30 protein-coding genes are annotated in these 25197 nt (G+C 60.8%); 14 read left to right on the top strand and 16 right to left on the bottom strand.

Annotated features, from left to right (window positions below; all coding sequences use genetic code 11):
* Positions 1–270: 270 nt before the first annotated feature.
* The 4 genes from BSY16_RS05880 (at position 271) to BSY16_RS05865 (ending at position 4554) form a co-directional block, all read left to right on the top strand.
* Positions 271–1299, top strand: a complete 1029-nt coding sequence (locus BSY16_RS05880; protein WP_069058796.1) for an amino acid ABC transporter substrate-binding protein — start codon at positions 271–273, stop codon at positions 1297–1299.
* 97 nt (positions 1300–1396) lie between these two features.
* Complete coding sequence (locus BSY16_RS05875) at positions 1397–2605, top strand: amino acid ABC transporter permease (protein WP_069058795.1); 1209 nt, start codon at positions 1397–1399, stop codon at positions 2603–2605.
* Between the two features lies 1 nt (position 2606).
* On the top strand, positions 2607–3761 hold the full coding sequence (locus tag BSY16_RS05870; RefSeq protein ID WP_069058794.1) for an amino acid ABC transporter permease: 1155 nt from the start codon (positions 2607–2609) through the stop codon (positions 3759–3761).
* A 16-nt stretch (positions 3762–3777) separates the two neighbouring features.
* Complete coding sequence (locus tag BSY16_RS05865; RefSeq protein WP_069058793.1) at positions 3778–4554, top strand: amino acid ABC transporter ATP-binding protein; 777 nt, start codon at positions 3778–3780, stop codon at positions 4552–4554.
* Positions 4555–4599: 45 nt separating this feature from the next.
* Here BSY16_RS05865 and BSY16_RS05860 read toward each other — a convergent pair whose 3' ends face one another.
* Positions 4600–5574: a GlxA family transcriptional regulator gene (locus BSY16_RS05860; protein ID WP_069058792.1), complete on the bottom strand. Its 975-nt coding sequence runs from the start codon at positions 5572–5574 to the stop codon at positions 4600–4602.
* 274 nt (positions 5575–5848) lie between these two features.
* On the opposite strand from BSY16_RS05860, the gene BSY16_RS05855 reads away from it, so the two are divergent.
* The 3 genes from BSY16_RS05855 to BSY16_RS05845 all read left to right on the top strand — a co-directional run bounded on the left by BSY16_RS05855 (position 5849) and on the right by BSY16_RS05845 (position 7684).
* Positions 5849–6283 (top strand): BA14K family protein, encoded by a 435-nt coding sequence (locus tag BSY16_RS05855; RefSeq protein WP_069058791.1) that lies wholly within the window; start codon positions 5849–5851, stop codon positions 6281–6283.
* 241 nt (positions 6284–6524) lie between these two features.
* Positions 6525–7052, top strand: a complete 528-nt coding sequence (locus BSY16_RS05850; protein ID WP_069058790.1) for a GNAT family N-acetyltransferase — start codon at positions 6525–6527, stop codon at positions 7050–7052.
* 209 nt (positions 7053–7261) lie between these two features.
* A complete protein-coding gene (locus BSY16_RS05845; RefSeq protein WP_069058789.1) occupies positions 7262–7684 on the top strand; it encodes a DUF4864 domain-containing protein in 423 nt (140 codons plus the stop codon).
* Between the two features lie 36 nt (positions 7685–7720).
* Here BSY16_RS05845 and tgt read toward each other — a convergent pair whose 3' ends face one another.
* The 6 genes from tgt to coaD all read right to left on the bottom strand — a co-directional run bounded on the left by tgt (position 7721) and on the right by coaD (position 12150).
* On the bottom strand, positions 7721–8851 hold the full coding sequence (gene tgt, locus BSY16_RS05840; protein WP_069058788.1) for a tRNA guanosine(34) transglycosylase Tgt: 1131 nt from the start codon (positions 8849–8851) through the stop codon (positions 7721–7723).
* On the bottom strand, positions 8848–9915 hold the full coding sequence (gene queA, locus BSY16_RS05835; RefSeq protein ID WP_069058787.1) for a tRNA preQ1(34) S-adenosylmethionine ribosyltransferase-isomerase QueA: 1068 nt from the start codon (positions 9913–9915) through the stop codon (positions 8848–8850). The genes tgt and queA overlap by 4 nt, the downstream gene beginning before the upstream one ends.
* Before the next feature lie 7 nt (positions 9916–9922).
* A complete protein-coding gene (locus tag BSY16_RS05830) occupies positions 9923–10372 on the bottom strand; it encodes a DMT family transporter (RefSeq protein ID WP_069058786.1) in 450 nt (149 codons plus the stop codon).
* Positions 10373–10452: 80 nt separating this feature from the next.
* Complete coding sequence (locus BSY16_RS05825) at positions 10453–10968, bottom strand: peptidylprolyl isomerase (protein WP_069058785.1); 516 nt, start codon at positions 10966–10968, stop codon at positions 10453–10455.
* An 83-nt stretch (positions 10969–11051) separates the two neighbouring features.
* Positions 11052–11621: a peptidylprolyl isomerase gene (locus BSY16_RS05820; protein WP_069058784.1), complete on the bottom strand. Its 570-nt coding sequence runs from the start codon at positions 11619–11621 to the stop codon at positions 11052–11054.
* Positions 11622–11655: 34 nt separating this feature from the next.
* Complete coding sequence (gene coaD, locus BSY16_RS05815) at positions 11656–12150, bottom strand: pantetheine-phosphate adenylyltransferase (RefSeq protein WP_069058783.1); 495 nt, start codon at positions 12148–12150, stop codon at positions 11656–11658.
* 250 nt (positions 12151–12400) lie between these two features.
* Here coaD and BSY16_RS32690 point away from each other — a divergent pair, with 250 nt between their 5' ends.
* Positions 12401–12526: a hypothetical protein gene (locus BSY16_RS32690; protein WP_286157186.1), complete on the top strand. Its 126-nt coding sequence runs from the start codon at positions 12401–12403 to the stop codon at positions 12524–12526.
* A gap of 13 nt (positions 12527–12539) precedes the next feature.
* Positions 12540–12686, top strand: coding sequence for a hypothetical protein (locus tag BSY16_RS32285; protein WP_171902387.1), 147 nt, complete (start codon positions 12540–12542; stop codon positions 12684–12686).
* A gap of 121 nt (positions 12687–12807) precedes the next feature.
* Here BSY16_RS32285 and gyrA read toward each other — a convergent pair whose 3' ends face one another.
* Positions 12808–15588 carry a DNA gyrase subunit A gene (gene gyrA, locus BSY16_RS05810; protein ID WP_069058782.1) on the bottom strand — a complete coding sequence of 927 codons (2781 nt, stop codon included), beginning with the start codon at positions 15586–15588 and terminating at the stop codon, positions 12808–12810.
* 238 nt (positions 15589–15826) lie between these two features.
* Here gyrA and BSY16_RS05805 point away from each other — a divergent pair, with 238 nt between their 5' ends.
* Positions 15827–16456: a MarC family protein gene (locus tag BSY16_RS05805; RefSeq protein WP_069058781.1), complete on the top strand. Its 630-nt coding sequence runs from the start codon at positions 15827–15829 to the stop codon at positions 16454–16456.
* Between the two features lie 81 nt (positions 16457–16537).
* Here BSY16_RS05805 and arsH read toward each other — a convergent pair whose 3' ends face one another.
* Genes arsH through BSY16_RS05785 form a run of 4 tightly spaced genes read right to left on the bottom strand, consistent with a single transcriptional unit; the run spans position 16538 to position 18732 of the window.
* A complete protein-coding gene (arsH, locus tag BSY16_RS05800) occupies positions 16538–17263 on the bottom strand; it encodes an arsenical resistance protein ArsH (RefSeq protein WP_069058780.1) in 726 nt (241 codons plus the stop codon).
* Entirely contained in the window at positions 17238–17660 is a 423-nt protein-coding gene (gene arsC, locus BSY16_RS05795) for an arsenate reductase (glutaredoxin) (RefSeq protein ID WP_069058779.1), read from the bottom strand. The genes arsH and arsC overlap by 26 nt, the downstream gene beginning before the upstream one ends.
* Positions 17657–18340: an aquaporin gene (locus tag BSY16_RS05790; RefSeq protein WP_069061399.1), complete on the bottom strand. Its 684-nt coding sequence runs from the start codon at positions 18338–18340 to the stop codon at positions 17657–17659. The genes arsC and BSY16_RS05790 overlap by 4 nt, the downstream gene beginning before the upstream one ends.
* A 38-nt stretch (positions 18341–18378) precedes the next feature.
* Positions 18379–18732, bottom strand: a complete 354-nt coding sequence (locus BSY16_RS05785) for an ArsR/SmtB family transcription factor (protein WP_069058778.1) — start codon at positions 18730–18732, stop codon at positions 18379–18381.
* Between the two features lie 567 nt (positions 18733–19299).
* On the opposite strand from BSY16_RS05785, the gene BSY16_RS33065 reads away from it, so the two are divergent.
* Positions 19300–19704 carry a tyrosine-type recombinase/integrase gene (locus BSY16_RS33065; protein ID WP_150129883.1) on the top strand — a complete coding sequence of 135 codons (405 nt, stop codon included), beginning with the start codon at positions 19300–19302 and terminating at the stop codon, positions 19702–19704.
* Here BSY16_RS33065 and BSY16_RS33060 read toward each other — a convergent pair.
* A complete protein-coding gene (locus tag BSY16_RS33060) occupies positions 19693–19923 on the bottom strand; it encodes a DUF1515 family protein (RefSeq protein WP_353652376.1) in 231 nt (76 codons plus the stop codon). The genes BSY16_RS33065 and BSY16_RS33060 overlap by 12 nt on opposite strands.
* 82 nt (positions 19924–20005) lie before the next feature.
* Between BSY16_RS33060 and BSY16_RS05770 the strand changes: the two genes are divergently transcribed.
* From BSY16_RS05770 to BSY16_RS05760, 3 genes are all read left to right on the top strand, one after another.
* Positions 20006–21289 carry a calcium-binding protein gene (locus BSY16_RS05770; RefSeq protein WP_171902386.1) on the top strand — a complete coding sequence of 428 codons (1284 nt, stop codon included), beginning with the start codon at positions 20006–20008 and terminating at the stop codon, positions 21287–21289.
* A gap of 390 nt (positions 21290–21679) precedes the next feature.
* Positions 21680–21895: a hypothetical protein gene (locus BSY16_RS05765; protein WP_069058774.1), complete on the top strand. Its 216-nt coding sequence runs from the start codon at positions 21680–21682 to the stop codon at positions 21893–21895.
* Between the two features lie 166 nt (positions 21896–22061).
* Positions 22062–22592 carry a GNAT family N-acetyltransferase gene (locus BSY16_RS05760; protein ID WP_286157185.1) on the top strand — a complete coding sequence of 177 codons (531 nt, stop codon included), beginning with the start codon at positions 22062–22064 and terminating at the stop codon, positions 22590–22592.
* 97 nt (positions 22593–22689) lie between these two features.
* Here BSY16_RS05760 and BSY16_RS05755 read toward each other — a convergent pair whose 3' ends face one another.
* Genes BSY16_RS05755 through nikC form a run of 3 tightly spaced genes read right to left on the bottom strand, consistent with a single transcriptional unit; the run spans position 22690 to position 25195 of the window.
* Positions 22690–23466, bottom strand: a complete 777-nt coding sequence (locus tag BSY16_RS05755) for an ABC transporter ATP-binding protein (protein WP_069058773.1) — start codon at positions 23464–23466, stop codon at positions 22690–22692.
* The gene (locus tag BSY16_RS05750) at positions 23463–24296 is read right to left on the bottom strand and encodes an ABC transporter ATP-binding protein (RefSeq protein ID WP_069058772.1); all 834 of its coding nucleotides are present in this window, start codon (positions 24294–24296) and stop codon (positions 23463–23465) included. Before BSY16_RS05750 ends, BSY16_RS05755 begins: the two co-directional genes overlap by 4 nt.
* The gene (gene nikC / locus BSY16_RS05745) at positions 24293–25195 is read right to left on the bottom strand and encodes a nickel transporter permease (protein ID WP_502695999.1); all 903 of its coding nucleotides are present in this window, start codon (positions 25193–25195) and stop codon (positions 24293–24295) included. Before nikC ends, BSY16_RS05750 begins: the two co-directional genes overlap by 4 nt.
* Between the last annotated feature and the right edge of the window lie 2 nt (positions 25196–25197).

Here is a 25197-nt window from a genome sequence, read left to right as displayed (position 1 = left end):
TCGTGGGATATCCAAAGCGCTTCAAATACTAAACACGCGGATTTTTTGAGCGATTTACTGCACAAATTCCCGATTTTCTGCCCAAAATCCCGTCAAGCGCCGACAAATTTAGGTTACTGACCGGAAAATGGCCCGGATCACTTGACCCTGCGAAATTTTGAGCATGAGATAAGCAACCTCGCGCCGGGAGGGTGGCGAGTTCCGCAACGTATCCATTAGGATCGCGTGACCTGCGGACAAAACAAAGACAACAGAAAAAGGTTGTAAAAAATGGCAAAAAAAATTGTGGCGGCGCTCGTTGGTGCAGCCGTTCTGGGGCTTGGCGCAACGGCAGCACAGGCCGACACGCTCTCTGACGTGAAGGCAAAGGGCTTCGTGCAGTGCGGCGTAAACGGTTCGAACCTCGCCGGCTTCGGCGCGCAGGATTCGGCCGGCAACTGGGCCGGTCTCGACGTTGACCTCTGCAAGGCCGTGGCCGCTGCCGTCTTCGGCGACGCCACCAAGGTAAAGTACACGCCGCTCTCGGCCAAGGACCGCTTCCCGGCCCTGCAGTCCGGCGAAATCGACATTCTCGCCCGTAACACCACCTGGAGCGTCAGCCGCGATTCGCAGCTCGGCTTCGATTTCCGCGCCGTGAACTATTATGACGGCCAGGGCTTCATGGTGAAGAAGGAACTCGGCGTGAAGTCGGCTCTGGAACTGTCCGGCGCGTCCGTCTGCGTCCAGTCCGGCACCACGACCGAACTGAACCTCGCCGACTACTTCCGCTCGAACAACATGGACTTCAAGCCGGTCGTTTTCGAAGCGCAGGATGAAGCCGACGCGGCCTACAATGCCGGCCGTTGCGACGCCTACACGACGGACGCCTCGGGCCTCTACTCCATCCGCCTGAAGATGGCCAACCCGGACGACCATATGGTTCTGCCGGAAATCATCTCCAAGGAGCCGCTCGGCCCGGCCGTTCGCCAGAACGACTCCAAGTGGTTCGATATCGTGACCTGGTCGCACTATGCGATGGTGGCTGCCGAAGAATTCGGCATCACGACGGCCAATGTCGAAGAGATGAAGAAGTCCGCCAACCCGGACATCAAGCGCTTCCTCGGCGAAGAAGCTGACTCGACCATCGGTGCCGACCTCGGCGTGCCGAAGGACTGGGCCGTGCAGATCATCAAGGCTGTCGGTAACTACGGCGAATCCTTCGAGCGCAATGTCGGCGAAGGCTCGCCGCTCAAGATCGCCCGCGGCCTGAACGGCCTGTGGACCAAGGGCGGCCTGCAGTACGCTCCGCCGGTTCGCTAAGCGACTGATCCGTACCAATCCGGGAGGGCAAATCGTTGCCCTCCCTTTTTAAACAAACGCCCGGAAAACAGGGCGAACGCAAACTCAGGGGAAATGTATGGCTCTTGCGGATGCCCGAACAGGGTCCGGCGAACCGCCGAAGGTATCTCTTCTTTACAATCCGGCGCTGAGAAGTACCGTCTATCAGGTCGTCACACTCGTCGTGATCGTCGCGGCGGTCTGGTATGCTTGGAACAACGTCGTCCAGAACCTGGCCCGCGCCAACATGACGGCGGGTTTCGGCTTCCTGAACAGCCGCGCCGGCTTCGACGTTGCGCAGAGCCTGATCGCCTATTCGAGCGACTCCACCTACTTCCGCGCGCTCCAGGTCGGCCTTCTCAACACGCTCGTGGTGGCCGCCGCCGGCATCGTCACGGCGACGATCGTCGGCCTGCTCGTCGGCATCGGGCGCCTGTCACACAACTGGCTGATCGCGCGGCTCTGCACGGTCTATGTGGAAATCTTCCGCAACATCCCGCCGCTGCTGGTCATTTTCTTCTGGTATCTCGGCGTTCTCGCGCTGCTGCCGTCGATCCGCACCATCTTCCAGCACGTCAAGGATAATCCGGGCGCAATCTTCTTCATCTCGAACCGCGGCATCTACATGCCGGCGCCAGTCTTCGGCGAAGGTTTCGGGGTCGTGCTTGCAGCGTTCGTCATCGGCGTGATCGCGGCGATCGCCTTCACGATCTGGGCGAATGCCCGCCAGCGTGCCACGGGTATTCGCCCGCCGGTCCTGTGGGTCAATCTCGGCCTCATCGTGCTGTTCCCGCTCATCGTCTTCGTGGTGATGGGAAGCCCGCTCAGCCTCGATTATGCCGTGCCCGGCTCCTTCAACATGAAAGGCGGCATGGTCATCGGGCCGGAATTCCTGGCGCTTTACCTCGCACTTTCGCTCTACACGGCCTCCTTCATCGCCGAGATCGTGCGCGCCGGTATCCGCGGCGTGTCCAAGGGCCAGTCGGAAGCCTCCTATGCGCTGGGTCTTCGCCCGCGCCAGGCGACCCGTCTCGTCGTGCTGCCGCAGGCGCTGCGGATCATCATTCCGCCGCTCACCTCGCAATATCTCAACCTCATCAAGAACTCTTCGCTCGCGGTGGCCGTTGGTTATGCCGACCTCGTCGCGGTCGGCGGAACCATCCTCAACCAGTCCGGCAAGTCGATCGAGATCATCTCGATCTGGATGCTGATCTATGTCTCGATCAGCCTCATCACCTCGCTGTTCATGAACTGGTTCAACGCCAAGATGGCATTGGTGGAGCGCTGAGATGGCTGAAAGCATTACCTACGTCCGCGAAGACTTCCTCGAGCCGGAGAAGGCACCGCTTTCCGACTCCTCCGTCATCGGCTGGATCCGCACAAATTTGTTCGCTTCGGTCAAGGACAGCATCCTGTCGCTCATCGCGCTGGCTGCACTGGTCTATTTCCTGCCGGGCCTCATCAACTGGCTGTTCGTGTCGGCCGTCTGGACGGGGGCAGACCGCACGGCCTGCCTCACCGTCGATCAGGGCGGTCAGCTTCCGGCAGGCTGGAGCGGCGCCTGCTGGGCCTATGTCGGCGATCGTTTCGTGCAGTTCATGTTCGGCTCCTATCCGCGCGACGAACTGTGGCGGCCCTTGCTGGTCGTTGCCATGTTCGTGGGACTGCTCATCCCCTTCCTGATGCCGAAGGTACAGCGCAAGGGGCTGAACGCCCTGCTGCTCCTGATCGTCCTGCCGGTCGTCGCCTTCTTCCTGCTGCTCGGCGGCGTGTTCGGCCTCCGTCACGTCGAGACGTCGCTGTGGGGCGGCCTGATGGTGACGCTCATCATCTCCTTCGTCGGCATCGCCATATCGCTGCCGGCCGGCATTCTGCTGGCGCTTGGTCGCCGGTCGCAGATGCCGGTCCTGAAGACAGCCTGCGTCATCTTCATCGAACTGATCCGCGGCGTGCCGCTGATCACCGTTCTTTTCATGGCGAGCGTGCTGCTGCCGCTGTTCCTCGAACCCGGCAACAATATCGACAAGTTCCTGCGCGCGCTGATCGGCGTATCGATCTTCGCGTCCGCCTATATGGCGGAGGTTATTCGCGGTGGTCTTCAAGCCATTCCGAAAGGACAATATGAAGCGGCCGACGCTCTTGGTCTAAACTACTTCCACAAAATGACCTTCGTCGTGCTTCCGCAGGCCATCAAACTCGTGATCCCGGGCATCGTGAACACCTTCATCGGCATGTTCAAGGATACCTCCCTCGTCACGATCATTTCGATGTACGACCTGCTCGGCATCGTGAAGGCAAGCTTTGGGGATTCGGCCTGGATCACACCGGTCACGCCGCTGACGGGCCTGATCTTCGCCGGCTTCACGTTCTGGATTTTCTGCTTCGGCATGTCGCGCTACTCGGCCTTCGTGGAACGCCGGCTCGACAAGGGCCACAAAAGATAACTGAGAGGAAACAACAATGGCCAACCAAGCCCAGGCGCAAAAGCTGGCGGTCTCCACGACGGACGTCGCCGTCGAGATCACCAACATGAACAAGTGGTACGGCGATTTCCACGTGCTGCGCGACATCAATCTCAAGGTGATGAAGGGCGAGCGCATCGTCATCGCCGGCCCGTCGGGTTCCGGCAAGTCGACGATGATCCGCTGCATCAACCGGCTGGAAGAACACCAGAAGGGCCAGATCGTCGTCGACGGCATCGAGCTCACCAACGACCTGAAGAAGATCGACGAAGTGCGCCGCGAAGTCGGCATGGTGTTCCAGCACTTCAACCTCTTCCCGCACCTGACGATCCTGGAAAACTGCACGCTCGCCCCGATCTGGGTGCGCAAGATGCCGAAGAAGGACGCCGAGGAAGTGGCGATGCACTACCTGAAGCGCGTCAAGATCCCGGAACAGGCGCACAAATATCCGGGCCAGCTTTCCGGTGGCCAGCAGCAGCGTGTGGCGATCGCCCGTTCGCTCTGCATGAAGCCGAAGATCATGCTGTTCGACGAGCCGACCTCGGCGCTCGACCCGGAAATGGTGAAGGAAGTGCTCGACACCATGGTGTCGCTGGCCGAAGAGGGCATGACCATGCTGTGCGTGACGCACGAAATGGGTTTTGCCCGCCAGGTCGCCAACCGCGTCATCTTCATGGACCAGGGCCAGATCGTCGAACAGAATTCGCCTGCCGAATTCTTCGACAATCCGCAGCATGAGCGCACGAAACTCTTCCTCAGCCAAATCCTGCACTAGGCAATCGGCATGGAGATCGAAAGGCGGGCCATCAGCCCGCCTTTTTCATTTGGGACGCAGTTCCGCCCTGAGCTTGAGCGGGCTCGCCCCGAAATGGTTGCGGAAGGCGCGGGAAAAGGCGGACAGGCTGTCGAAGCCGCTGCGCAGCGCCACGTCCTGGATCGACAGCGGCGTATCGCGCACCATCCGCTGCGCGGCCGTCAGGCGCAGGCGCAGATAATACTTTCCAGGTCCAGTGCCGAGACCGTTGGCAAACAGCGTCTCCAGCTTGCGCGTTGAAAACCCGAGCCGCCGGGCAAGGGCCGCGATCGTCAGCGGTCGGTCGATGGTGCGCTCCATCAGGCGGATCGCAGCCGCCAATTCCGGCTGGTGCTCCCCCAGCCGGCCAAGCGAGACGAGTGGCTGCGCGTCCGTTGCCGCATGGGTCTCGTCATAGACGAAGACACTCGCCACATCGAGCGCCACGGCCGAACCGAACTGCTCGCGCACCAGATGCAGCATCATGTCGAACGTTGGCGAAGCGCCACCGGACGTCCACAGCGGACCATCGGTAACGAAGCGGTCGGCCCGCACGTTAAGGGCCGGAAAGGCCGCCGCGAAATCCTCGAGCTCCTCCCAGTGCGCCGTCGCGTCGCGGCCATCGAGCAGACCGGAGCGTGCCAGAAGCCAGCAGCCCGATTCGATGCCGGCAACCACGCCGAACCGGCGCGCCACCTTCTTGAGCCGGGCAACGAACGTGCGGTCGGCATGGCGGTCCTGGTTGAAGCCGGCGATCAAAAGCAGTGCGTCGCCGCTGGTCACATCGGCAAAGTCGCCGTCCACCCGGATTTCGACGCCGCAGGTCAACAGGACCGGCTTGCCCTGTGGCGACAGGATCTTCCAGCGGAACACCGGCTCCGGCACGACACGATTTGCGGCGCGCATCGGGTCAAGAACCGAGGCAAGCGACATGATCGACGATTCGGGCAGGAGGACGATCGTGACGTCGAGTGGCCCCTGTCGCTCAGCTTTTTTGCTCATGAGCAAATTGTCAAAAAAGATGCGGATTATGTCAATCGGTAAAAGCGCGTTCGGGCATGATCGGCGTCACAGGAGATCCGGAGATGCAGCCGGATTGTGGTGAGAGCCCCTGTACCCCGAACACCCTGATCCGCATTTACCGGAACGGGTTGGCGAGCCGACAAGGCGGACCAACCCGTTTTTTTTGTTTCAGAAAAGATCACGTTCGACCCGCTGGTGGAACCAAATACCCTGCGCCGCGTTCTGTTGCAGAACAAGCAAGAAAGGTTGCGCCATGTTTAATCTCAAGACCGGTCTCGCCGCTGGGCTTCTCTCGCTCGCCGTTGGATTGACGTCCGTCATTCCGGCCCAGGCGGTGACATTCGCCCGCGTGCCGGTACCGGAAGCATCCTCGGTGGAGCAGGTGCAGTATCGCGTGGAACGCCGTCGCGATCGGTATGAGCGCCGTGCGGACCGTCGCTGGCATGGCCATCGCGGATACCGTGATTATCGCCCCGGCTATCGCCGCAATTCGGACGGCTGGTGGTACCCGCTTGCAGCCTTCGGTCTCGGTGCGGCAATCGGCGGCGCGGTCGCCAATCAGCCGCAGGCTGGCGGCAATTCGCATGTGAACTGGTGCTCCAACCGCTACCGGTCATACCGCGCCTACGACAACACATTCCAGCCGAACTACGGTTCACGCAAGGCTTGCATTTCGCCTTACTCATAAGGCGGCTGCCTGATTGCGCTGGGTTCTTGATGAACTGGCAAAAAAGCCCGCCTCGGCGGGCTTTTCCATGCATGGAAGAACTTCAACTGGTCAGGAATCCGGTGGAGCGCGGGAGGGAGCATGTCGACTATGTCAATCTTTCCAGTGTAGGTTGTCGCGAATCCTGTCCTACCCTGCCGAAATCAGAACCTGCCTCCCTTCCTGAACCCGCACATTGTCCAATTCCCCGTTATTCGGTCCGATGCCCAACATACCCGTCCTTGAAACTGACCGCCTCGTCCTGCGTGGCTTTCAATCTGATGATCTCGATGCACTAACGGCGATGTGGAGCATGCCGGAGGTCGTCCGGTACATTTCCGGCGTCCCCTTGTCGCGGGAGCAGTCGTGGGTCCGCCTCCTCCGCCATATCGGCATGTGGAGTGTCATGGGCTTCGGCTTCTGGGCGATCACGGAAAAGGCGTCCGGCCAGCTCATCGGCGAATCCGGCTTCCATGAAATGCGCCGGGAGATGGTCCCCAGCATCGAGGGCACGATGGAGGCAGGCTGGGGCCTGATCCCGGACTATCAGGGTCGCGGCTATGCCAGCGAAGTGCTGGAGACGATACTGCCTTGGGCAGAGGCGAACCACCACGGTGCCGCCATCACCTGCATCATCGATCCGGACAATGCGCCCTCCATACGCCTTGCCCAGCGGCATGGTTTCAAGGAGTTCGCCCGGTCGACCTATCAGGATTCGGACATCGTGGTCTTTCGAAGGGAGCCAGCATAGGAGCGCGTGTGCCTTCCGCCGCCATGTCTTTTGCATGCCGCCCTTACATCACGGATATGTGATATTATCATTTTGCTTTAATTATTTAAAATATCATATTGTTTTAAATTGTAATATCTAAATTCAATGCAGTTGGTTCCCCCTGAAAATGGGCAACCTCTTGAAAATCCCCGTGCTACTCTACCTTTCGTCGAAAAGGAGTGCGCGCCATGAAATTGCCTGCCGCCTTATTCCTTTGCATTTTCATTCCCGTGATGTCGTCCTCCTTCGCCCGGGCGGAAGAGCCTGTCGATACGGCGCAGGGCATCATCCAGAGCCAGATCGATGCCTTCCTGAACGATGACGCGAAGACCGCCTATTCCTTCGCCTCGCCTACCATCCGCGGTAAATTCCAGAGCGAAAGCGCCTTCTTCGACATGGTGAAGAAGGGCTATGCGCCGGTCTACCGACCGGGCAATTTCGCCTTCGGCCGCTCGAAGGTCGAGGGCGACATGGTGGTGCAGGAGGTGCTGATCTCCGGGCCGGACGGGAAGGACTGGACCGCGCTCTACCAGCTCATGAAGCAGCCGGACGGCAGCTACAAGATCAACGGCGTGCACATGGTGCGCGCCGCGCCGGGACCGGCAATCTAATACGCGCCATTCCAGGAAAAGCGTAACGCTGAACGTTCAGAGCGGGGCGAGATCGCCCCTCGCCCATTCTTCCTGCGTCTCCACCATGAAATCGGCGAAGCGGCCTTCCTCGATTGCCTTGCGGATGCCGGACATCAGGTCCTGATAGTAGGAGAGGTTACTCCAGGTCAGCAGCATGCCGCCGAGCGACTCGTTGGCGCGCACGAGGTGGTGCAGGTAGGCGCGCGAATAGTCGCGGGCGGCCGGGCAGCTCGATTCCTCGTCGAGTGGACGCATGTCTTCCGCATGGCGGGCATTGCGCAGGTTGATGCGGCCGCGGCGGGTGAAGGCAAGTCCGTGGCGGCCGGAGCGGGTCGGCATCACGCAGTCGAACATGTCGATGCCGCGGGCGACGGACTTCAGCATGTCGTCCGGCGTACCGACGCCCATCAGATAACGCGGCTTCTCGGTCGGCATGTGCGGAATGGTCGTGTCGATCATGTCGAGCATGACCTCCTGCGGCTCGCCGACGGCAAGGCCGCCGATGGCATAGCCCTTGAGGTTGAGCTCGGCGAGCGCCTGCGCAGAGCGGACACGCAGATGCGGGATATCGCCACCCTGCACGATGCCGAACATCGCCTTGCCGGGCTGGTCGCCGAAGGCCACCTTGCAGCGCTCGGCCCAGCGCAGCGACATTTCCATCGCACGCTCGATTTCCTTGGGCGACGCCGGCAGCGCCACGCATTCGTCGAGCTGCATCTGGATATCGCTGCCGAGCAGGCCCTGGATCTCGATCGAGCGCTCCGGCGACATGTGGTGCAGCGCGCCGTCGATATGGCTCTTGAAGGTCACGCCCTGTTCGTCGAGCTTGCGCAGGCCGGAAAGCGACATGACCTGGAAGCCGCCGGAATCCGTCAGGATCGGGTGCTTCCAGCGAATGAGTTCGTGCAGGCCGCCAAGGCGCGCGACACGCTCGGCGCCCGGCCGCAGCATCAGGTGATAGGTGTTGCCGAGGATGATGTCGGCGCCGAGGTCGCGCACCTGGTCGAGATACATCGCCTTGACGGTGCCCACCGTACCGACCGGCATGAAGGCCGGCGTGCGGATGGTGCCGCGCGGCATGGAGACCTCCCCGCGGCGCGCCTTGCCGTCGGTGGTGAGCAGTTTGAACTGGAATGTTTCGGTCATCGGTCGTTCCGGAAAAGCAGGCTGGAGTCGCCGTAAGAATAGAAGCGGTAGCCGGTGTCGATCGCATGGCTATAGGCGCCACGCATCGTATCCAGGCCGGAGAAGGCCGAGACGAGCATGAAGAGCGTCGATTTCGGTAGATGGAAATTGGTCATCAGCATATCGGCCGTGCGGAAACGGTAGCCGGGCGTGATGAAGATGCCTGTGGCACCCGACCACGGCTTGATGGTGCCATCCGCGTCGGCAGCACTTTCGAGCAGGCGCAGCGACGTCGTGCCGACGGAGAGGATGCGCCCGCCCCTCGCTCGCACAGCGTTGAGCGCGGCAGCGGTCTCTTCCGAGACATAGCCGATCTCCTCGTGCATGACGTGGTCGGTCGTGTCATCCGCCTTGACCGGCAGGAAGGTGCCGGCGCCGACATGCAGCGTCACGAAATGCCGTTCGACACCGAGCGCATCGAGTTTTTCGAAGAGCGCGTCGGTGAAGTGCAGGCCGGCGGTGGGCGCGGCGACGGCGCCCTCCTCGCGGGCATAGATCGTCTGGTAGTCGCGGCGGTCCGCCTCGTCGTCCTCGCGCTTGGACGCTATGTAGGGCGGGAGCGGGATATGGCCGACGATGGCGATGGCGCGGTCGAGGTCCGGGCCAGAGGCGTTGAAGTGGAGGGTGACGTCGCCGCCCTCGCCTTTTGCCTCGACGGTCGCGGCGAGATCGTCACCCGTGCCGAAGGTGATGCGGTCGCCGATCTTGATGCGCTTGCCGGGCTTGGCGAAAGCCTTCCAGCGGTCGCCGGCGACGCGCATGTGCAGCGTCGCGGAAACCTTCTGGCCGCCCGCGCCTTCGCGGTGGCGGATGCCCTCCAGCTGGGCGGGAATAACGCGTGTATCGTTGAAGACCAGGGCATCACCTGCCCGCAGGAGCGACGGCAGGTCGCCAACGGTCAGGTCCTCGTAAGGGGTGTCCGTCGCGGAGCGCACGACGAGGAGTTTTGCCGCTTCGCGCGGGCTGACCGGACGAAGTGCTATGTTGGCTTCCGGGAGATCAAAATCGAAGAGGTCGACGCGCATGAAAACCTCAGTAGAAGCGGATCATCAGCGCGCCGACGACGAGCAGCATGGCGCCGACGATGCGGCCGACGGAAACTTCTCGCACGGCCATGCCGAGGAAACCGATGCAATCCAGCAGAATACCGGCGAGGAGCTGGCCTGTGACGGCGAAAGCCATGACGGCGGCAGCACCGATACGCGGTGTCAGGAAGATAGCCGTGGTGACATAGACCGTGCCGAGTGCGCCCCCGGCGAAATAGAGCCAGGAAGCCGGGCCTCGCCAATCCGGTCCCCGGCCCTCAAACGAGGCGGTCGCCAGCACGACGACGGCGAGGATGATGGCGCCTGAAAGAAACGACACGCAAGCGGCAGCCACCGGCATGCCTAGCCCGCGGCCGAGCATGGCATTGATGGGAGCCTGGATTGCGATGCACGCGCCGGCCGCAACGCCGAGCAGCGCCCAGAGGAAAGCAGCCATATCGACTTGTCTCTTGAAAAGCGCACAAAGAAAAACCGCGCCCGCCGTGGCGAGCGCGGTCGAAATCGAACGTTTCTCTATCAGGCAGCCGCGTCGGCGGCAACCTTCATCGAAACGATGGTATCGGGATCACGCACCGGCTCGCCGCGCTTGATCTTGTCGATATTGTCCATGCCTTCGATGACCTGGCCCCAGACGGAGTACTGCTTGTTGAGCCAGGGGCTATCCGTGAAGCAGATGAAGAACTGCGAGTTGGCGGAGTTCGGCATTTGGCTGCGGGCCATCGAGCACGTGCCGCGCACGTGGCTCATGTTGGAGAATTCGGCCTTCAGGTCCGGCTTTTCCGAACCGCCCATGCCGGCGCGGGCCGGGTTGAAGTCCTTGCCGCCGGTCTTGCCGTACTGCACGTCGCCGGTCTGCGCCATGAAGTCTTCGATCACGCGGTGAAAGACGACGCCGTCATAGGCGCCTTCGCGTGTCAGTTCCTTGATACGCGCTACGTGGCCCGGTGCGAGATCCGGAAGCAGCTGGATGACAACCTTGCCCTTCGTCGTCTCCATGATGATGGTGTTTTCCGGATCCTTGATCTCGGCCATGGTCTTTCTCCTTCAAAAGTCTGTTGCGCAAAAGGTGTGGCACGGTTTTGCGGTTACAACCGGCAGCGAGCCAAAAAGTTGGCTTACTTGCCGACGGTGACCTTGACCATGCGGTCAGGGTCGGTGACGGAACCGTTGTTGGCGTCATCGCCGCGCTTGATCTTGTCGACGTTCTCCATGCCGGACACGACCTTGCCGACGACCGTGTACTGGCCGTTCAGGAAGTCGCCGGGCGCGAACATGATGAAGAACTGCGAGTTGGCGGAATTCGGGTCCTGCGACCGCGCCATGCCGACCGTGCCGCGCTGGAAGGGCACTTCGGAGAATTCGGCCGGAAGGTCCGGCTGGCTGGAGCCGCCCGTACCGGCCGCCTGCGCCTGGTAGCCGTCCGCCAGGTCGCCATACTGCACGTCGCCGGTCTGGGCCATGAAGCCTTCGATGACGCGGTGGAAGGCGACGTTGTCGTATTCGCCGGCAGCGGCGAGTGCCTTCATGCGCTCGACGTGCTTCGGCGCGGACTTGGAATCGAGTTCGATGACGACCGGGCCGTCCTTCAGCTGGATCGTGAGGAAATCGGCGGCCTGTGCAACGACCGCGCCTGTGGTCGTGGCGAGGAACAGGGCTCCGGCAAAAGCGAGACGAAGGATGTTCATGATAGCTCCCTTGAGGGGTTCAGGATGATTATGCTCAGCTCTTCTTGCGGGCATTCAAAGCCGCAAAGACGGGCGCCGGAACGAAGGCGCTGACATCGCCGCCCATGGCCGCGATCTGGCGGACCAATGTGGCGGTAATGGGCCGCGAGGCAACGCCGGCCGGTAGAAAGACGGTCTGCACGTCGGGCGCCATCTGGCGATTCATGCCGGCCATCTGCATTTCGTAGTCAAGATCCGTGCCGTCGCGAAGTCCGCGGATGAGCAGGCGGGCACTGTGGCTGCGCGCCGCATCGACAACCAAATTGGCGAACGAAACGACGCTGACATCTCCTGCCCGCTCCGGCAGCACTTCGGCGATGGATTGACGGATAAGGTCGGCGCGTTCCTCGAAGGAAAACATCGGGGTCTTGCCGGGATGGATGCCGATCGCGACGATGACCCTGGGCGCCACGTTCAGCGCCTGCACGAGAACATCGATATGGCCGTTGGTGATCGGATCGAAAGAGCCAGGATAGAAGGCAACTGTCATCGGCAGGGTCCCGTTTGCCGCCTTTTGTCATGGACGGCTCCAAATCGCAAGGCTCCGCACGGCTCTACCGGCAACTGTCCCCGGTCGCGAAGATGAACTCTAGGTGAACAGGCCGTTCAAGTCCGTTTCAGTCGCACCATGTCTAATTAACAAGCATGGAGGTCGGGAACAAAGGTCGCAGTCGCGCATTGTACCGTCCGAACACAACGAACCAAGTATTGCGTTTCCTCTGGCTGGAAGGAACACGAAAATGGCACTGGCACTTCTTTGCATGACGATGTTCATCGCGCTCAGCGCTGCGACGATCCATGCCCTGCGGCAAGAGGATCGCCCCATCACGCCGAAGGCCGCCGGCCGCGGCAAGTGGCTGCGCTGAGTGGAGACGCATGATGGCCGCACTTACCATTCTTTTCACAGTCTTTATCAGCACCGTCTTCACCTTCGACTTCGCGCGCACGATTCTCGAACTGAAACGTGACCGCGCCGCCCTGAAGGTGGTGAAGCTGAAAACAGAAGCAGGCGGCTTCGGCGTTTAAAGCGCCCCCTTGTCGCCGTTAGAGCGGGTGGCCTTTCCTCCAGGCTGCCCGCATATACAAAAAGCCGGACGGTCGTTCCCTGCCCGTCCGGCTTTTTCATGTCTACAGTGGCGTGAAGCGCTTACTCCTCGGCGGGCGGCGCTGCATCTCCTGCTTCGATCTCGCCCTCGACGCCGATCTCCTCAACATCGTCCTCGCCTTCCGGCTCGCTGATGCGCTCGACCGACACAACCTTCTCGTCCTTCGCGGTCGAGAAGATCGTCACGCCCTTCGTGGCGCGGCTGGCGATACGGATGCCATCGACCGGCACGCGGATCAGCTGGCCGCCGTCCGAGACGAGCATGAGCTGGTCCTTGTCCTCGACCGGGAAGGCCGCGACGACTTCGCCGATCTCGTTGGTCTTCGAGGTATCGGTGGCGCGGATACCCTTGCCGCCACGACCCGATGTACGGAAGTCGTAGGAAGACGACCGCTTGCCAAAGCCCTTCTGCGAAACCGTCAGCACGAATTGTTCGCGTGCCTTCAGTTCCTGATACCGCTCTTCGGACAAGTCGCCGATTTCACCGACGTCTTCCCCGACCAGCGCGATATCCTCCTCGTCAACACCGCTGGCACGGCGTTCGGCGGCGGAGCGCTTCAGGTAGGCGGCGCGTTCCCATGGCTCGGCATTGACATGGCTGACGATCGTCATCGAGATGATGCGGTCGCCGGCACCAAGCGAGATGCCGCGCACGCCGACCGAGTTGCGCCCGGCAAAGACACGCACGTCGTCGACCGGGAAGCGAATGCACTGGCCGAGCGCCGTGGTCATCAAGACGTCGTCCTGCTCGGTGCAGGTTTCGACGTTGAGGATTTCGTCGCCCTCTTCCTCGAGCTTCATCGCGATCTTGCCGTTGCGGTTGACCTGGACGAAATCCGACAACTTGTTGCGGCGAACCGTGCCGCGGGTCGTCGAGAACATGACGTCGAGGTTTTCCCACGTCGTTTCGTCCTCGGGCAACGGCATGATCGTCGTGATGCGTTCGCCGGGCTCGATCGGCAGCATGTTGATAAGCGCCTTGCCCTTCGACTGCGGCGTACCGATCGGCAGGCGCCAGACCTTCTCCTTGTAGACGATGCCACGCGAGGAGAAGAACAGGACCGGCGTATGCGTGTTGGCAACGAAGAGGCGGGTTGCGAAATCTTCGTCTTTCATGGCCATGCCGGAGCGGCCCTTGCCGCCGCGGCGCTGCGCGCGGTAGGTCGCGAGCGGCACGCGCTTGACGTAGCCGGCGTGCGACACGGTCACCACCATGTCCTCGCGGGCGATCAGGTCCTCGTCGTCCATGTCCGGACCGCCCTCGACGATCACGGAGCGGCGCGGCGTGCCGAATTCGTCGCGCACGGAAATGAGCTCGTCCTTGACGATGTTCATCATGCGCAGGCGCGAGGAGAGGATGTCGAGGTAGTCCTTGATCTCCTCGCCGATCTTGTTGAGTTCCTCGTCGATCTCATCGCGACCGAGCGCCGTAAGGCGGGCCAGGCGCAGTTCGAGGATGGCACGGGCCTGTTCCTCGGAGAGATTGTAGGTGAGGTCCTCGTTGATGCGGTGGCGCGGATCGTCGATGAGCTTGATCAGCACGTCGACGTCCTTCGCCGGCCAGCGGCGCTCCATCAACTGCTCGCGCGCCGTCTGCGGATCGGGCGCGCGGCGGATAAGGCTGATCACTTCGTCGATATTGGCGACGGCGATGGCGAGACCCACCAAGACGTGGGCGCGGTCACGCGCCTTGCGCAGCAGGTACTTGGTGCGGCGGCTGACGACTTCCTCGCGGAAGGACACGAAGGCGCGCAACATGTCGAGCAGCGTCATCTGCTCCGGCTTGCCGCCGTTCAGCGCCACCATGTTGCAGCCGAAAGAAGTCTGCAGCGGCGTGTAGCGGTAGAGCTGGTTCAGGATGACATCCGCATTGGCATCGCGCTTCAGCTCGATGACGACGCGGTAGCCCTGGCGGTCGGATTCGTCGCGAAGATCCGAGATGCCCTCGATGCGCTTGTCGCGCACAAGTTCGGCCATCTTCTCGATCATCGTCGCCTTGTTCACCTGGAAGGGAACTTCCGTGACGATGATCTGCTCGCGGTCGCCACGCATCGGCTCGATATGGGCGCGGCCGCGCATCACGACGGAGCCGCGGCCGGTCTCGTAGGCCTGGCGGATGCCGGCGCGGCCGAGGATCAGCGCCCCGGTCGGGAAGTCCGGGCCCGGAATGTGCTGCATCAGGTCAAGCAGCTCGATTGCCGGATTGTCGATCAGCGCGATACAGCCGTTGATGACTTCGATCAGGTTGTGCGGCGGGATGTTCGTCGCCATGCCGACGGCGATGCCGCCTGCCCCGTTGACCAGCAGGTTCGGGAATTTCGCCGGAACGACGACCGGCTCGCTCATCGTGCCGTCGTAGTTGTCGCGGAAGTTGACGGTTTCCTTGTCGAGGTCGTCGAGCAGCGAATGCGCTGCCTTTTCCAGGCGGCATTCCGTGTAACGCTGGGCTGCCGGCGGGTCGCCGTCGATGGAACCGAAGTTACCCTGGCCGTCGATCAGCGGCAGGCGGAGCGACCAGTCCTGCGCCATGCGGGCCAACGCGTCATAGATCGCGCTGTCGCCGTGCGGATGGTATTTACCCATCACGTCACCGGTCACACGGGCCGACTTTACATATTTCTTGTTCCAGTCGACGCCCATCTCGCTCATCGAGTAGAGGATGCGCCGGTGCACCGGCTTCAGGCCGTCGCGCACATCGGGCAGCGCGCGGGACACGATCACGCTCATGGCGTAATCGAGATACGACCGCTGCATTTCCTCGATGATGGAAATAGGCTCAATGCCGGGTGGGTTTTTGCCGCCGGGTGTCGATTGCTCTGTCAATTTTGATCACGATCGTTGTTCAGAATCAGTCTTGATTTATAGCCTACCGGCGTCTGTCACGCCAATTTTGCAAAGGGTTTTAAACAGGCTTTTGCAAGTAAAATCCGCCAATTTGCGCATTTTCGTGACATTGTCGGTGCAAGTCTGCGACTGCCCTTCCCTTGCACACCACCCTCGCCTAACAATGCGGACATAAAGCCGTCAAAAGCGGCCGCACAATGGCGAGGGGAACGCCGCAATGCTCAACATCGACCTTCTGGTCAATGCGATCACGACCCTGCTCGTGACCATCGACCCGCCCGGCCTCGCACCGATTTTCCTCGGGCTGACCGTCGGCATGACACGCGCGCAACGCAAGCAGGTGGCGCTGCGCGGTTGCATCATCGCCTTCTGCATCCTTGCCGTTTTTGCCCTGACGGGCGCCGGCGTGCTCTCGCTTCTCGGCATCTCGATTGGCGCCTTCCGCATCGCCGGCGGCCTGCTGCTGTTCTGGATCGCCTTCGAGATGATCTTCGAACGCCGCAACGAACGGAAGGAAAAGACCAGCGAAGTGGCGATCACCCGCGATCACATCCACAACATCGCCGTTTTCCCCCTCGCCCTGCCGCTGATTGCCGGCCCCGGCGCCATCTCCGCGACGATCCTCACCTCCGGCTCCTTCCCGTCGGCGCTGGAACGCAGCGCCCTCATCGGCGTCATCGCGCTCTGCATCGCCATCCTCTTCCTCTCGCTGGTCATCGCCGAACGCATCGACCGCTTCCTCGGCAACACCGGCCGCGCCATCCTCACCCGCCTCCTCGGCGTCATCCTGGCAGCCTTGGCGGTGCAGTTCGTGGTGGACGGGGTGAAGTCGGTCTTTGTGCTCTAGGGGCAGCAATCGCCCCTGAAGCCCTTTCGCTCGATCAGGCGAACTGCGTGGCCATGTCCGGTGAGAACCGGCCCCGTTCGCTCATATAGATTTCAGGCTCACACGCTGCTCCAGCTTGGCGGCGTCTTCTTTCCGCTCGCTGTAGCGATCGGTCAGATAAGCAGAAGCATCCCGGATAAGCAGCGTGAATTTGACCAACTCCTCGCAGACATCGACCACGCGATCGTAGTAGGAGGAAGGCTTCATTCGCCCCTCGGCGTCGAACTCCTGAAAGGCCTTGGCGACGGAGGACTGGTTCGGGATCGTAATCATGCGCATCCAGCGGCCGAGGATGCGCAGTTGATTGATGGCATTGAACGACTGCGATCCGCCAGACACCTGCATGACGGCAAGGGTCTTGCCTTGCGTCGGACGGATCGAACCGATCGACAAGGGAAGCCAATCGATCTGCGCCTTCATGATGGCCGTCATGGCCCCATGCCGTTCCGGGCTCACCCAGACCTGGCCTTCCGACCACTGCGAAAGGTCGCGCAGTTCCTGCACCTTCTGATGGCCGGCCGGCTCCGCGTCCGGCAATGGCAAGCCTTCAGGATTGAACACGCGCACTTCGCAGCCGAAATGTTCCAGCAGCCGCGCTGCCTCCTGTGCAAGCAGTCGGCTGTAGGAAACTGCACGCAACGATCCATAGAGGATCAGAATACGTGGTTTGTGGGTGGAAAATGCCGGACGCAGAGAATTGATCTCCGGCTGGCGCATGTGCGCCAGTTCTGCCGAAGGAAAGTCAGACAAGACGCTTGCCCTCCGCATCGAGGACCTGCTCGCCGTCCTCCTTGGTAAACGGCCCCTTGTGCGCGTCTGGCAGGATATCCAGGACGACCTCTGAAGGCCGTGCAAGACGCGTCCCCAGGGGCGTGACGACGAATGGCCGGTTGATCAGGATCGGGTCCTTCAGCATCGCATCCAGAAGCTGGTCGTCCGTCAGGTTGGCGTTGTCGAGGCCGAGTTCCGTATAGGGTGTGCCCTTTTCCCGGATCGCCTCGCGAATGGTCAATCCGGCAGCGGCAATCATCTTCACCAGTTGCAAGCGGGTCGGTGGGCTCTTCAGGTACTCGACGACTTCTGGCTCGATGCCGGCATTGCGGATCATGGCCAACGCGTTGCGGGACGTGCCGCAGTCGGGGTTGTGGTAGATGGTGACGTTCATGGTGCTGTCTCCACGGTTGGGGCCGGCCGAAGCAGCCAGTTGACGACAAGGAAAGCGCACAGCGCGCCGATGAATTCCGCCGTGATGAATCCCGGAAGGTCGGCAGGCCGTATTCCGGCGAAGGTGTTGCTGAGCGAGCGTGCGAGAGCAACCGCCGGATTGGCGAAGGACGTCGAGGACGTAAACCAATATGCAGCCGTGATGTAGAGGCCAACCAGCCACGGTACGGACTTTCGCTCAAAGCGGCCAGCGAGAACGATGGTCGCGACGAGCCCAAAGGTAGCGATCCCTTCAGCGAGCCATTGACCGCCTCCGGTACGGGCTTTCATCGACCATTCGAGTATCGACTGATCGAACATCAGGTGAGCGGCAACGGTGCCGCAGATACCGCCAATAATCTGAACGAAGACGTATGCGGCGAGATCACGTCTGGGCAATGAACGCGACAGGGCGAATACCACCGATACGGCGGGATTGAAGTGTGCGCCTGATATCGGGCCGAGAACCGTGATCAGCACCACCAGCATCGCACCCGTCGCCAACGTGTTGCCAAGGAGCGCCAGCGCGGCATCCTGCGCCAGGAACGATGCCATGATGCCGGAACCGACAACCGTGGCAACAAGCAAGGCCGTGCCGGCCCCTTCGGCGGCCATACGCCGGGAAAGATCGAACTCCCGCATCAGTTCGAGTTCCAAGGCACCGGTATCCCCCCTTCCATTCATTGCAGGTTCTCGTTGTCTGAAGGTACGCACCATGCCATGGCGGCGGCAGGCGCGCATATTTCAGGATGCCCGCCGCAGCAATCCTCCATCAGAAAACGAACGAGGCCGCCGAGAGTGTCGTAACTGGCCGAGTAGATGATCGAGCGGGATTCCCGCTGCTGGTTGATGAGACCTGCGCGTTCCAACTCCTTGAGATGAAACGAGACATTCGAAGGCGAGACCGCAACCTTCTCGGCGATCGTCCCGGCCGACATCCCGTGAGGTCCGGCCACGACGAGCATGCGAATGATCTGGAGACGGGTCTCCTGCGAGAGCGCGCCGAACGATATCAGGGCTTGCTGCTGGTCCATAATTCAATATTCCTTGAAATATTGAATTATCAATACCGCAAATGAGTTCGATCGACAACCGCAAAATACGGACGGATGACCCCAACCTCGGTGACCTCGCCTCGCCCCTCTGAGGGGCGAGGCGAGGTCACCGCCGGTAAGACGGATATTCGATAAAACTCGGATGTCCTTGCCAGGTCAAAACGGGTCAGTTCCCTGCTCGACCGTGTTCAAATGCAGAGCAGCAGGAGTGAGCGCTGGCAAGAGGAGACTGCAAGGGGAATGCGGCTGCGTATGGCTCGCGAAAGCCACCGCTGGCGACGATGGATGTATCGCCTGCGACAGGAATGCAGTTGCAGCATTATCCCAGACCGCACCAAGACAGGCACGCTTTGTCAAAGAAATTGCTGAATATTATTAAAATGTTATGGCGGAAGAGGTGTCTTCAATACCAGTTCACCAAATGGTACTTCTAGACATATCAGAGCACATCATAGTTTTTATGAAAATCAATTAGTTGTGTCGCAATCCTACCTGGCGAACCTCCTTCCACCGCGTACCAAGCTGCAGCGAGGCCGCCATGACGTAATGCCCTTCACCGATGTTCCGGCGTTCTACAGGAAGGTCATCGCACGCCCCTCGCCCTCTATGCAGGCTCTAGGCTTCACAATTCTAACCGCCGCGCGTTCCGGAGAGACCACGGGTGCAAAGTGGTCAGAAATCGAAGAAGAAGGACGCTTGTGGCGTGTCCCTACCCTGCGGATGAAGGGAAAGCGCGAACACGTCGTTCCCCTCGGCAATCAGGCCTGGGCCATTGTCGATCACATGCGCGGCAGGTCAGACGAATACGTTTTCCCGGGCGCCCGTGCGGAAACTCTTTCGGCCATGGCGCTTGCAATGGCACTACGCCGCGCTGGCGGTGGCGACTTTAGAACGCATGGCTTTAGGTCGAGCTTTCGTGATTGGTGCGGCGATGCCACGTCATTTCAATAGGCTGATGTAGAGACCTGCTTGGCGCATACCGTCGGCAACGCAATGGAACGAGCGTATCGACGTGGCAATGCACTGGAGAAGCGTCGCGAGATCATGGCCGCGTGGGCGGCGTACTTGGCGCAACCTTAGCGCCATCGCTGCGAGGCCGGTAACGCCAAGCGCCCCCATCCCCATGAGCTTCCACCGTCTTACCTCGTCGTTTGGCGGCTGTGTCCATATAAGAATATTCGCACGTTAAATATTGACCGCAGAGGCTGCGGGCCTATTTGCATCGGTTCCTGTCTGAGCGAAGGAGCCCCCAATGGTCGATATCATTCTTACCGACGGCGACGATATCTACACCGGCACTGCGAATGATGACTTCATCTATGGCCGCGGCGGAAGCGATACAATCGACGGCGGGGCTGGTAGCGACCGGATTTACGATGGCAATGGTAATCCTGGCCAACCTGACACCGATAGCAACAGCGACATACTCAGGGGCGGGGCGGGCGACGATTTCCTTTCGGGCGCGGGCGGTAGCGACCGCCTCGAAGGAGGAGATGGTGACGATCAGATAGCTGGAGATTGGCAAAACACACCTAACCCCGGCAACGATACTTTACTCGGCGGAGCAGGATCTGACAGCTTGGTAGGATGGGCTGGAAATGACATATTGATCGGCGGCACCGGGGCGGACCGCATGAGTGGCGGAACCGGAAACGACAGGTACTATGTCGACAATATCCTCGATAGCGTTTTTGAAGGAAAGCTCGGCGGTGAAGATAGCAATGGTATTGACGAAGTCTACTCGTCTATCTCGTTTGCGCTTAGTGCAGACGCCTTTCATGGTGATTTCGAAAATCTACGGTTGGTCGGCTCAGGAAATATCAATGCAACCGGAAACGCCTTGAGCAACAGGCTGGTCGGGAATTCTGGCAACAACATTCTCGACGGCAGGGCTGGGACAGATAGGATGTCGGGTGGAACCGGCAACGATATCTACGTCCTCGACAATGCCCGCGACGTCGTAGCGGAGGCCGCGGGAGGCGGCGCCGACCTGGTTCAATCATCCATCAGTTGGACCATGACCGCCAATGTCGAGAAGGTAACTCTGATCGGCTCAGCAAACATCAGCTCCGCCGGAAATACCCTCAACAACACCGTGCTCGGGAATTCAGGCAACAACTCCTTGAGCGGTGGAGCGGGCAACGACGCAATCAGTGCCGGCAACGGTAACGATAGGCTTTATGGCGGCAGCGGTAACGACGCAATGAGAGGTGGCGGCGGCTCGGATGCCTTCGTGTTCAACACGGCCCTCAGCAGTTCCACGAACAAAGACACCATTGTCGATTTCAACGTGGCGGCCGACACGATCTGGCTGGACAACTCCATCTTCACGGCTGTCGGCGCGAACGGTGGGCTTTCATCTGCGGCTTTCCGGATCGGAACAGCGGCAGTTGATGCGAGCGACCGTGTGATCTACAACTCGTCGACGGGTGCGCTGATCTACGACAGCAACGGTTCTGCCTCCGGCGGAACCGTGCAGTTTGCCAAGCTTGCAGCCGGGCTTGCGCTGACCAATGCTGATTTCTTCATTGTCTAGGAGCGCGGCCCTTCCAAGAAGCCCGCGGCTTGCGCCGCGGGGCCTGTTTCAAGCGGGCGAGCTTCCTGAGATGGAATAGAGAGTCCATTGCGCGGACGCCGGCACACCTGATCCCGTTCCCATAAGCTTCCACCGCCTCACCTCGTTGGTGACCTGCGTCATTTCTGGCTCGGCGGCACCTGGACATAAATTTGCGTTAGCTTTGTTGCACCGAAACAAATTCGGCAAAATTTTGACCGATGGGTGCCTCTTGGAAAGACATCTCTAGCTTTCCGACACCAAGGAAAATCTGTTTCGAATATATTTACCGCCTCGCCCGTAGAAGAATCGTCGATCTGTTTCGTGAATTCATTGCCAAACCGACAGCAAGACTAGTACGGAGACAGATGAATGGCATTGTTGCAGTTAACGACGGATAACAACTCCCCCATACTGCTAGATTCCGAGAAAATACTGTTCATCAAACCACATGCTGTGGGGTCGCACATCACCCTCACGGTCAGCGCCGAGAATAAGGAAGGCAAGCCGACCCTCCGAACAGCAACCGTTCAAGAGGACGTCCCGTATATCGGCAAGCTCATGAGAGCCACCGTATCTAAGCGGTAGCAATCACCCAACGCGACGTGTTTACGTCTGTGGTGGCCACTCCTCAGACCGTCGAGCTACCGAAGATGGAATAGAGTTGCTGCTCTGACGGAGGCAGCAGCTTCGCGCTGAACCAGTCATTGCATTAGAGTTGTGGGCTATAGGTCGGACCATGTAAGTATGACGCATGACAGCAGCGATCATGACGTTAATCGATCTCGAAAATAAGCACTTTGCGGCTCTTGGGGGCTGGCTAAGAAGTGAGCGCGATCTCGTGCAATGGGGAGGGCCTGATCTGACCTATCCGATCACCGACCATCAGCTTGAGCAGATGCTGATCGAGGGAAAAACAACACCACCCAAACGTTTATGCTGGATGGCTGCTGATGCCACTCAAGCTCTTGTAGGTCATGTCCAACTAGCCCTTGATTGGAGAAATGGTGTCGCCCGGATCGCACGTGTCATGATCGCACCGAATAGTCGAGGACAAGGCCTCGCGGTTCCCATGCTTAAAGCAGTCTTGGAAAAAGCCTTCTCCTACCCGGAAATCGAAAGGGCGGAACTGAACGTTTATAGCTGGAACGACCCCGCTATTCGGACCTACACCAAGATTGGGTTTTCCCATGAGGGGGTAAGGCGATCGTCTGTCAAAGTGGGCAACGAGCGGTGGGATACCGCAATTATGGGATTGTTGCGGCCAGAATGGAAATCAACCTGACCGGTTCTTGAACAAGCGGCGCCTCGCCGTGGATGGCGTCATCAGCTTCCAGCGACAGCGGCTCTTCGCAGATCAATGCTGAAGATTGCACCAAAAATCATTTTGCAAACCTTTTATCAAACGCTCGCTGGTCACGCCGAAAACCCTTGCTGGCGACGAGCAAGCCGCGTGTGTAATCCTGCGTCACCTTGCCGGCGGCGAGGTCGGCGGACGCGAGTTGCTCCACAGCGCGACCGTTCTGCATGACCATCAGCCGGTCGCACAAATGAGTGATGACGGCGAGATCGTGACTGACCATCACGTAAGTGAGTTGCCGCGCGGCGCGCAACTGCTCGAGCAGATTCAGCACTTCGGCTTGAACGGATGCATCGAGCGCCGATGTCGGCTCGTCGAGCAAAAGGATGGACGGCTCGAGAATCAATGCGCGCGCAATCGCCACGCGCTGCCGCTGGCCACCGGACAGTTGGTGCGAATAGCGGAAGCGGAAGCTTGGCCCGAGCCCGACCTCGTCGAGCGCGTGCACGATACGGCCTTCGGTATCGTCGAAGCCATGGATGGCAAGGGGCTCAAGGAGCAGTCGATCTACCGTCTGGCGCGGATGGAGTGAACCATAGGGGTCCTGGAACACCATCTGGACCTTGCGGTAGAAGGCTTTGTCGCGCCGTTTTCCGAGTATCGTACCGTCGACTGCAATCGCCCCTGTAGAAACCGGAGCAACGCCAGCCACGGCGCGCAGCAGCGTCGACTTGCCGGAGCCGGATTCGCCGACAAGACCGAAGGACTCGCTAGGCGCCACCGAAAGGCTGACATCTTCGAGCGCCACGAAATCGTCGAAGGCGACGCCTAGGCCTTCTATGGCGAGAGCCGGTGTCATGTCATCCACTCCGGCTTCCGGTCGAGCACCGGCAACGGGTGCCGCTCAGCGCCGATCTCGGGCATGCAGTTGAGCAGGCCGCGGGTATAGGGATGCTGTGCGTCGGCAAGCCGCGCAGCCGGCAGTTCCTCCATGATGCGACCGGCATACATAACGATGACCCGGTCGCAGAACGAGGAGACGAGGCGCAGGTCGTGCGAGATGAAGATCAGCCCCATGCCGCGCTCGGCGACAAGACGATTGAGGATGCCGAGAACGTCGAGTTGCACGGTCACGTCGAGCGCCGAGGTCGGTTCGTCGGCAATCAAAAGTTCCGGGCCGGCAATCAGCATCATGGCGATCATCGCGCGCTGGCCCATGCCGCCGGAAACCTCGTGCGGATAGAGGCCGAAGACGCGTTCGGGATCGCGGATCTGCACGGCAGCCAGCATGTCGAGCGCGCGCCTCTTCGCCTCTGCTTTGCCAACCGGCTCGTGCGTGCGCAGCGTCTCGACGATCTGCCGGCCGATGGTCATGACCGGGTTCAGCGAATATTTCGGATCCTGCAGGATCATCGCGATGCGTTTGCCCCGCAGCGCGCGTCGCTCTGCCTTCGAGGCCTTGAGGAGATCAGTGCCGTTGAAATCAAGCTTGCTGGCCGAGATTACGCCGTGCTCTGCGGTCAGCCCCATGATCGCGCGGCCGGTCTGGGACTTGCCGGAACCGCTCTCACCGACAATGCCGAGGCGCTCGCGGCCAAGTGTGAAGGAGACGCCGCGCACGGCTTCGATGACGCCGGTGCGCGTTGGGAAGGACACGCGAAGGTCCTCGACATCAAGCAGCGCCCTCATTGGCCGCTCCCACGCGGATCGAGCGCATCTCGAAGGCCGTCACCCAGCAGGTTGAAGCCGAGACTGACGATGAGGATCGCGAAGCCCGGAGCCGCGGCTACCCACCATTGATCGAGGATGAAGCGCCGGCCGGAAGCGATCATCGCGCCCCACTCGGGCAGCGGCGGCTGCGCGCCGAGGCCGAGAAAGCCAAGGCCGGCTGCCGTCAAGATGATTCCCGCCATGTCGAGCGTCACACGCACGATGAGGGAGGAGATGCAGAGCGGCATGATATGGCGCAGCACGATGCGCCAGGGCGAGGCTCCCATCAGTTGCACTGCCAGGATATAGTCGGAATTGCGTACCGTCAGCGTCTCGGCGCGCGCGATGCGCGCATAGGGCGGCCAGGAGGTGATGGCGATGGCGATGATGGCGTTGCCGATGCCTGGCCCGAGAGCTGCGACAAAGGCAAGCGCCAGCACGAGTTTAGGGAAGGCGAGGAAGATATCGGTGATGCGCATCAGTACCGCATCCACCCAGCCACCCGCATAACCGGCGACCGTGCCGACGAGAAGGCCGATGGGTGCGGCAATGACCGCAACCAGCAGCACGACCTGCAAGGTCAGCCGTGAGCCGTAGATGAGGCGCGACAGGATATCGCGGCCTTGATCATCCGTGCCAAGCCAATGCCCCGGCCCTGGCGACAGCAGGCGCGCCTTGGCAAGATCGCCGATATAAGGCGAATGGGGTGCCAGCAACGGGGCAAAAGCGGCGAGGACGACGAGGCCGAGAATGATGACAAGGCCGATGACGGCGAGACGGTTGGCGGTAAACCGCCGCCAGGCGACATAGGCACGGCCGAGCCGGGCCTGCATGCGCGATTGCGGCCTGTCGGTCAGGAGCCATTCGCGACGGGTCATGG

It is taken from the genome of Sinorhizobium sp. RAC02, from assembly GCF_001713395.1.
Lineage (GTDB): Bacteria > Pseudomonadota > Alphaproteobacteria > Rhizobiales > Rhizobiaceae > Shinella.
Note: the sequence above shows the minus strand (reverse complement) of the source record. Positions and strands in the feature narration are given on the sequence as shown.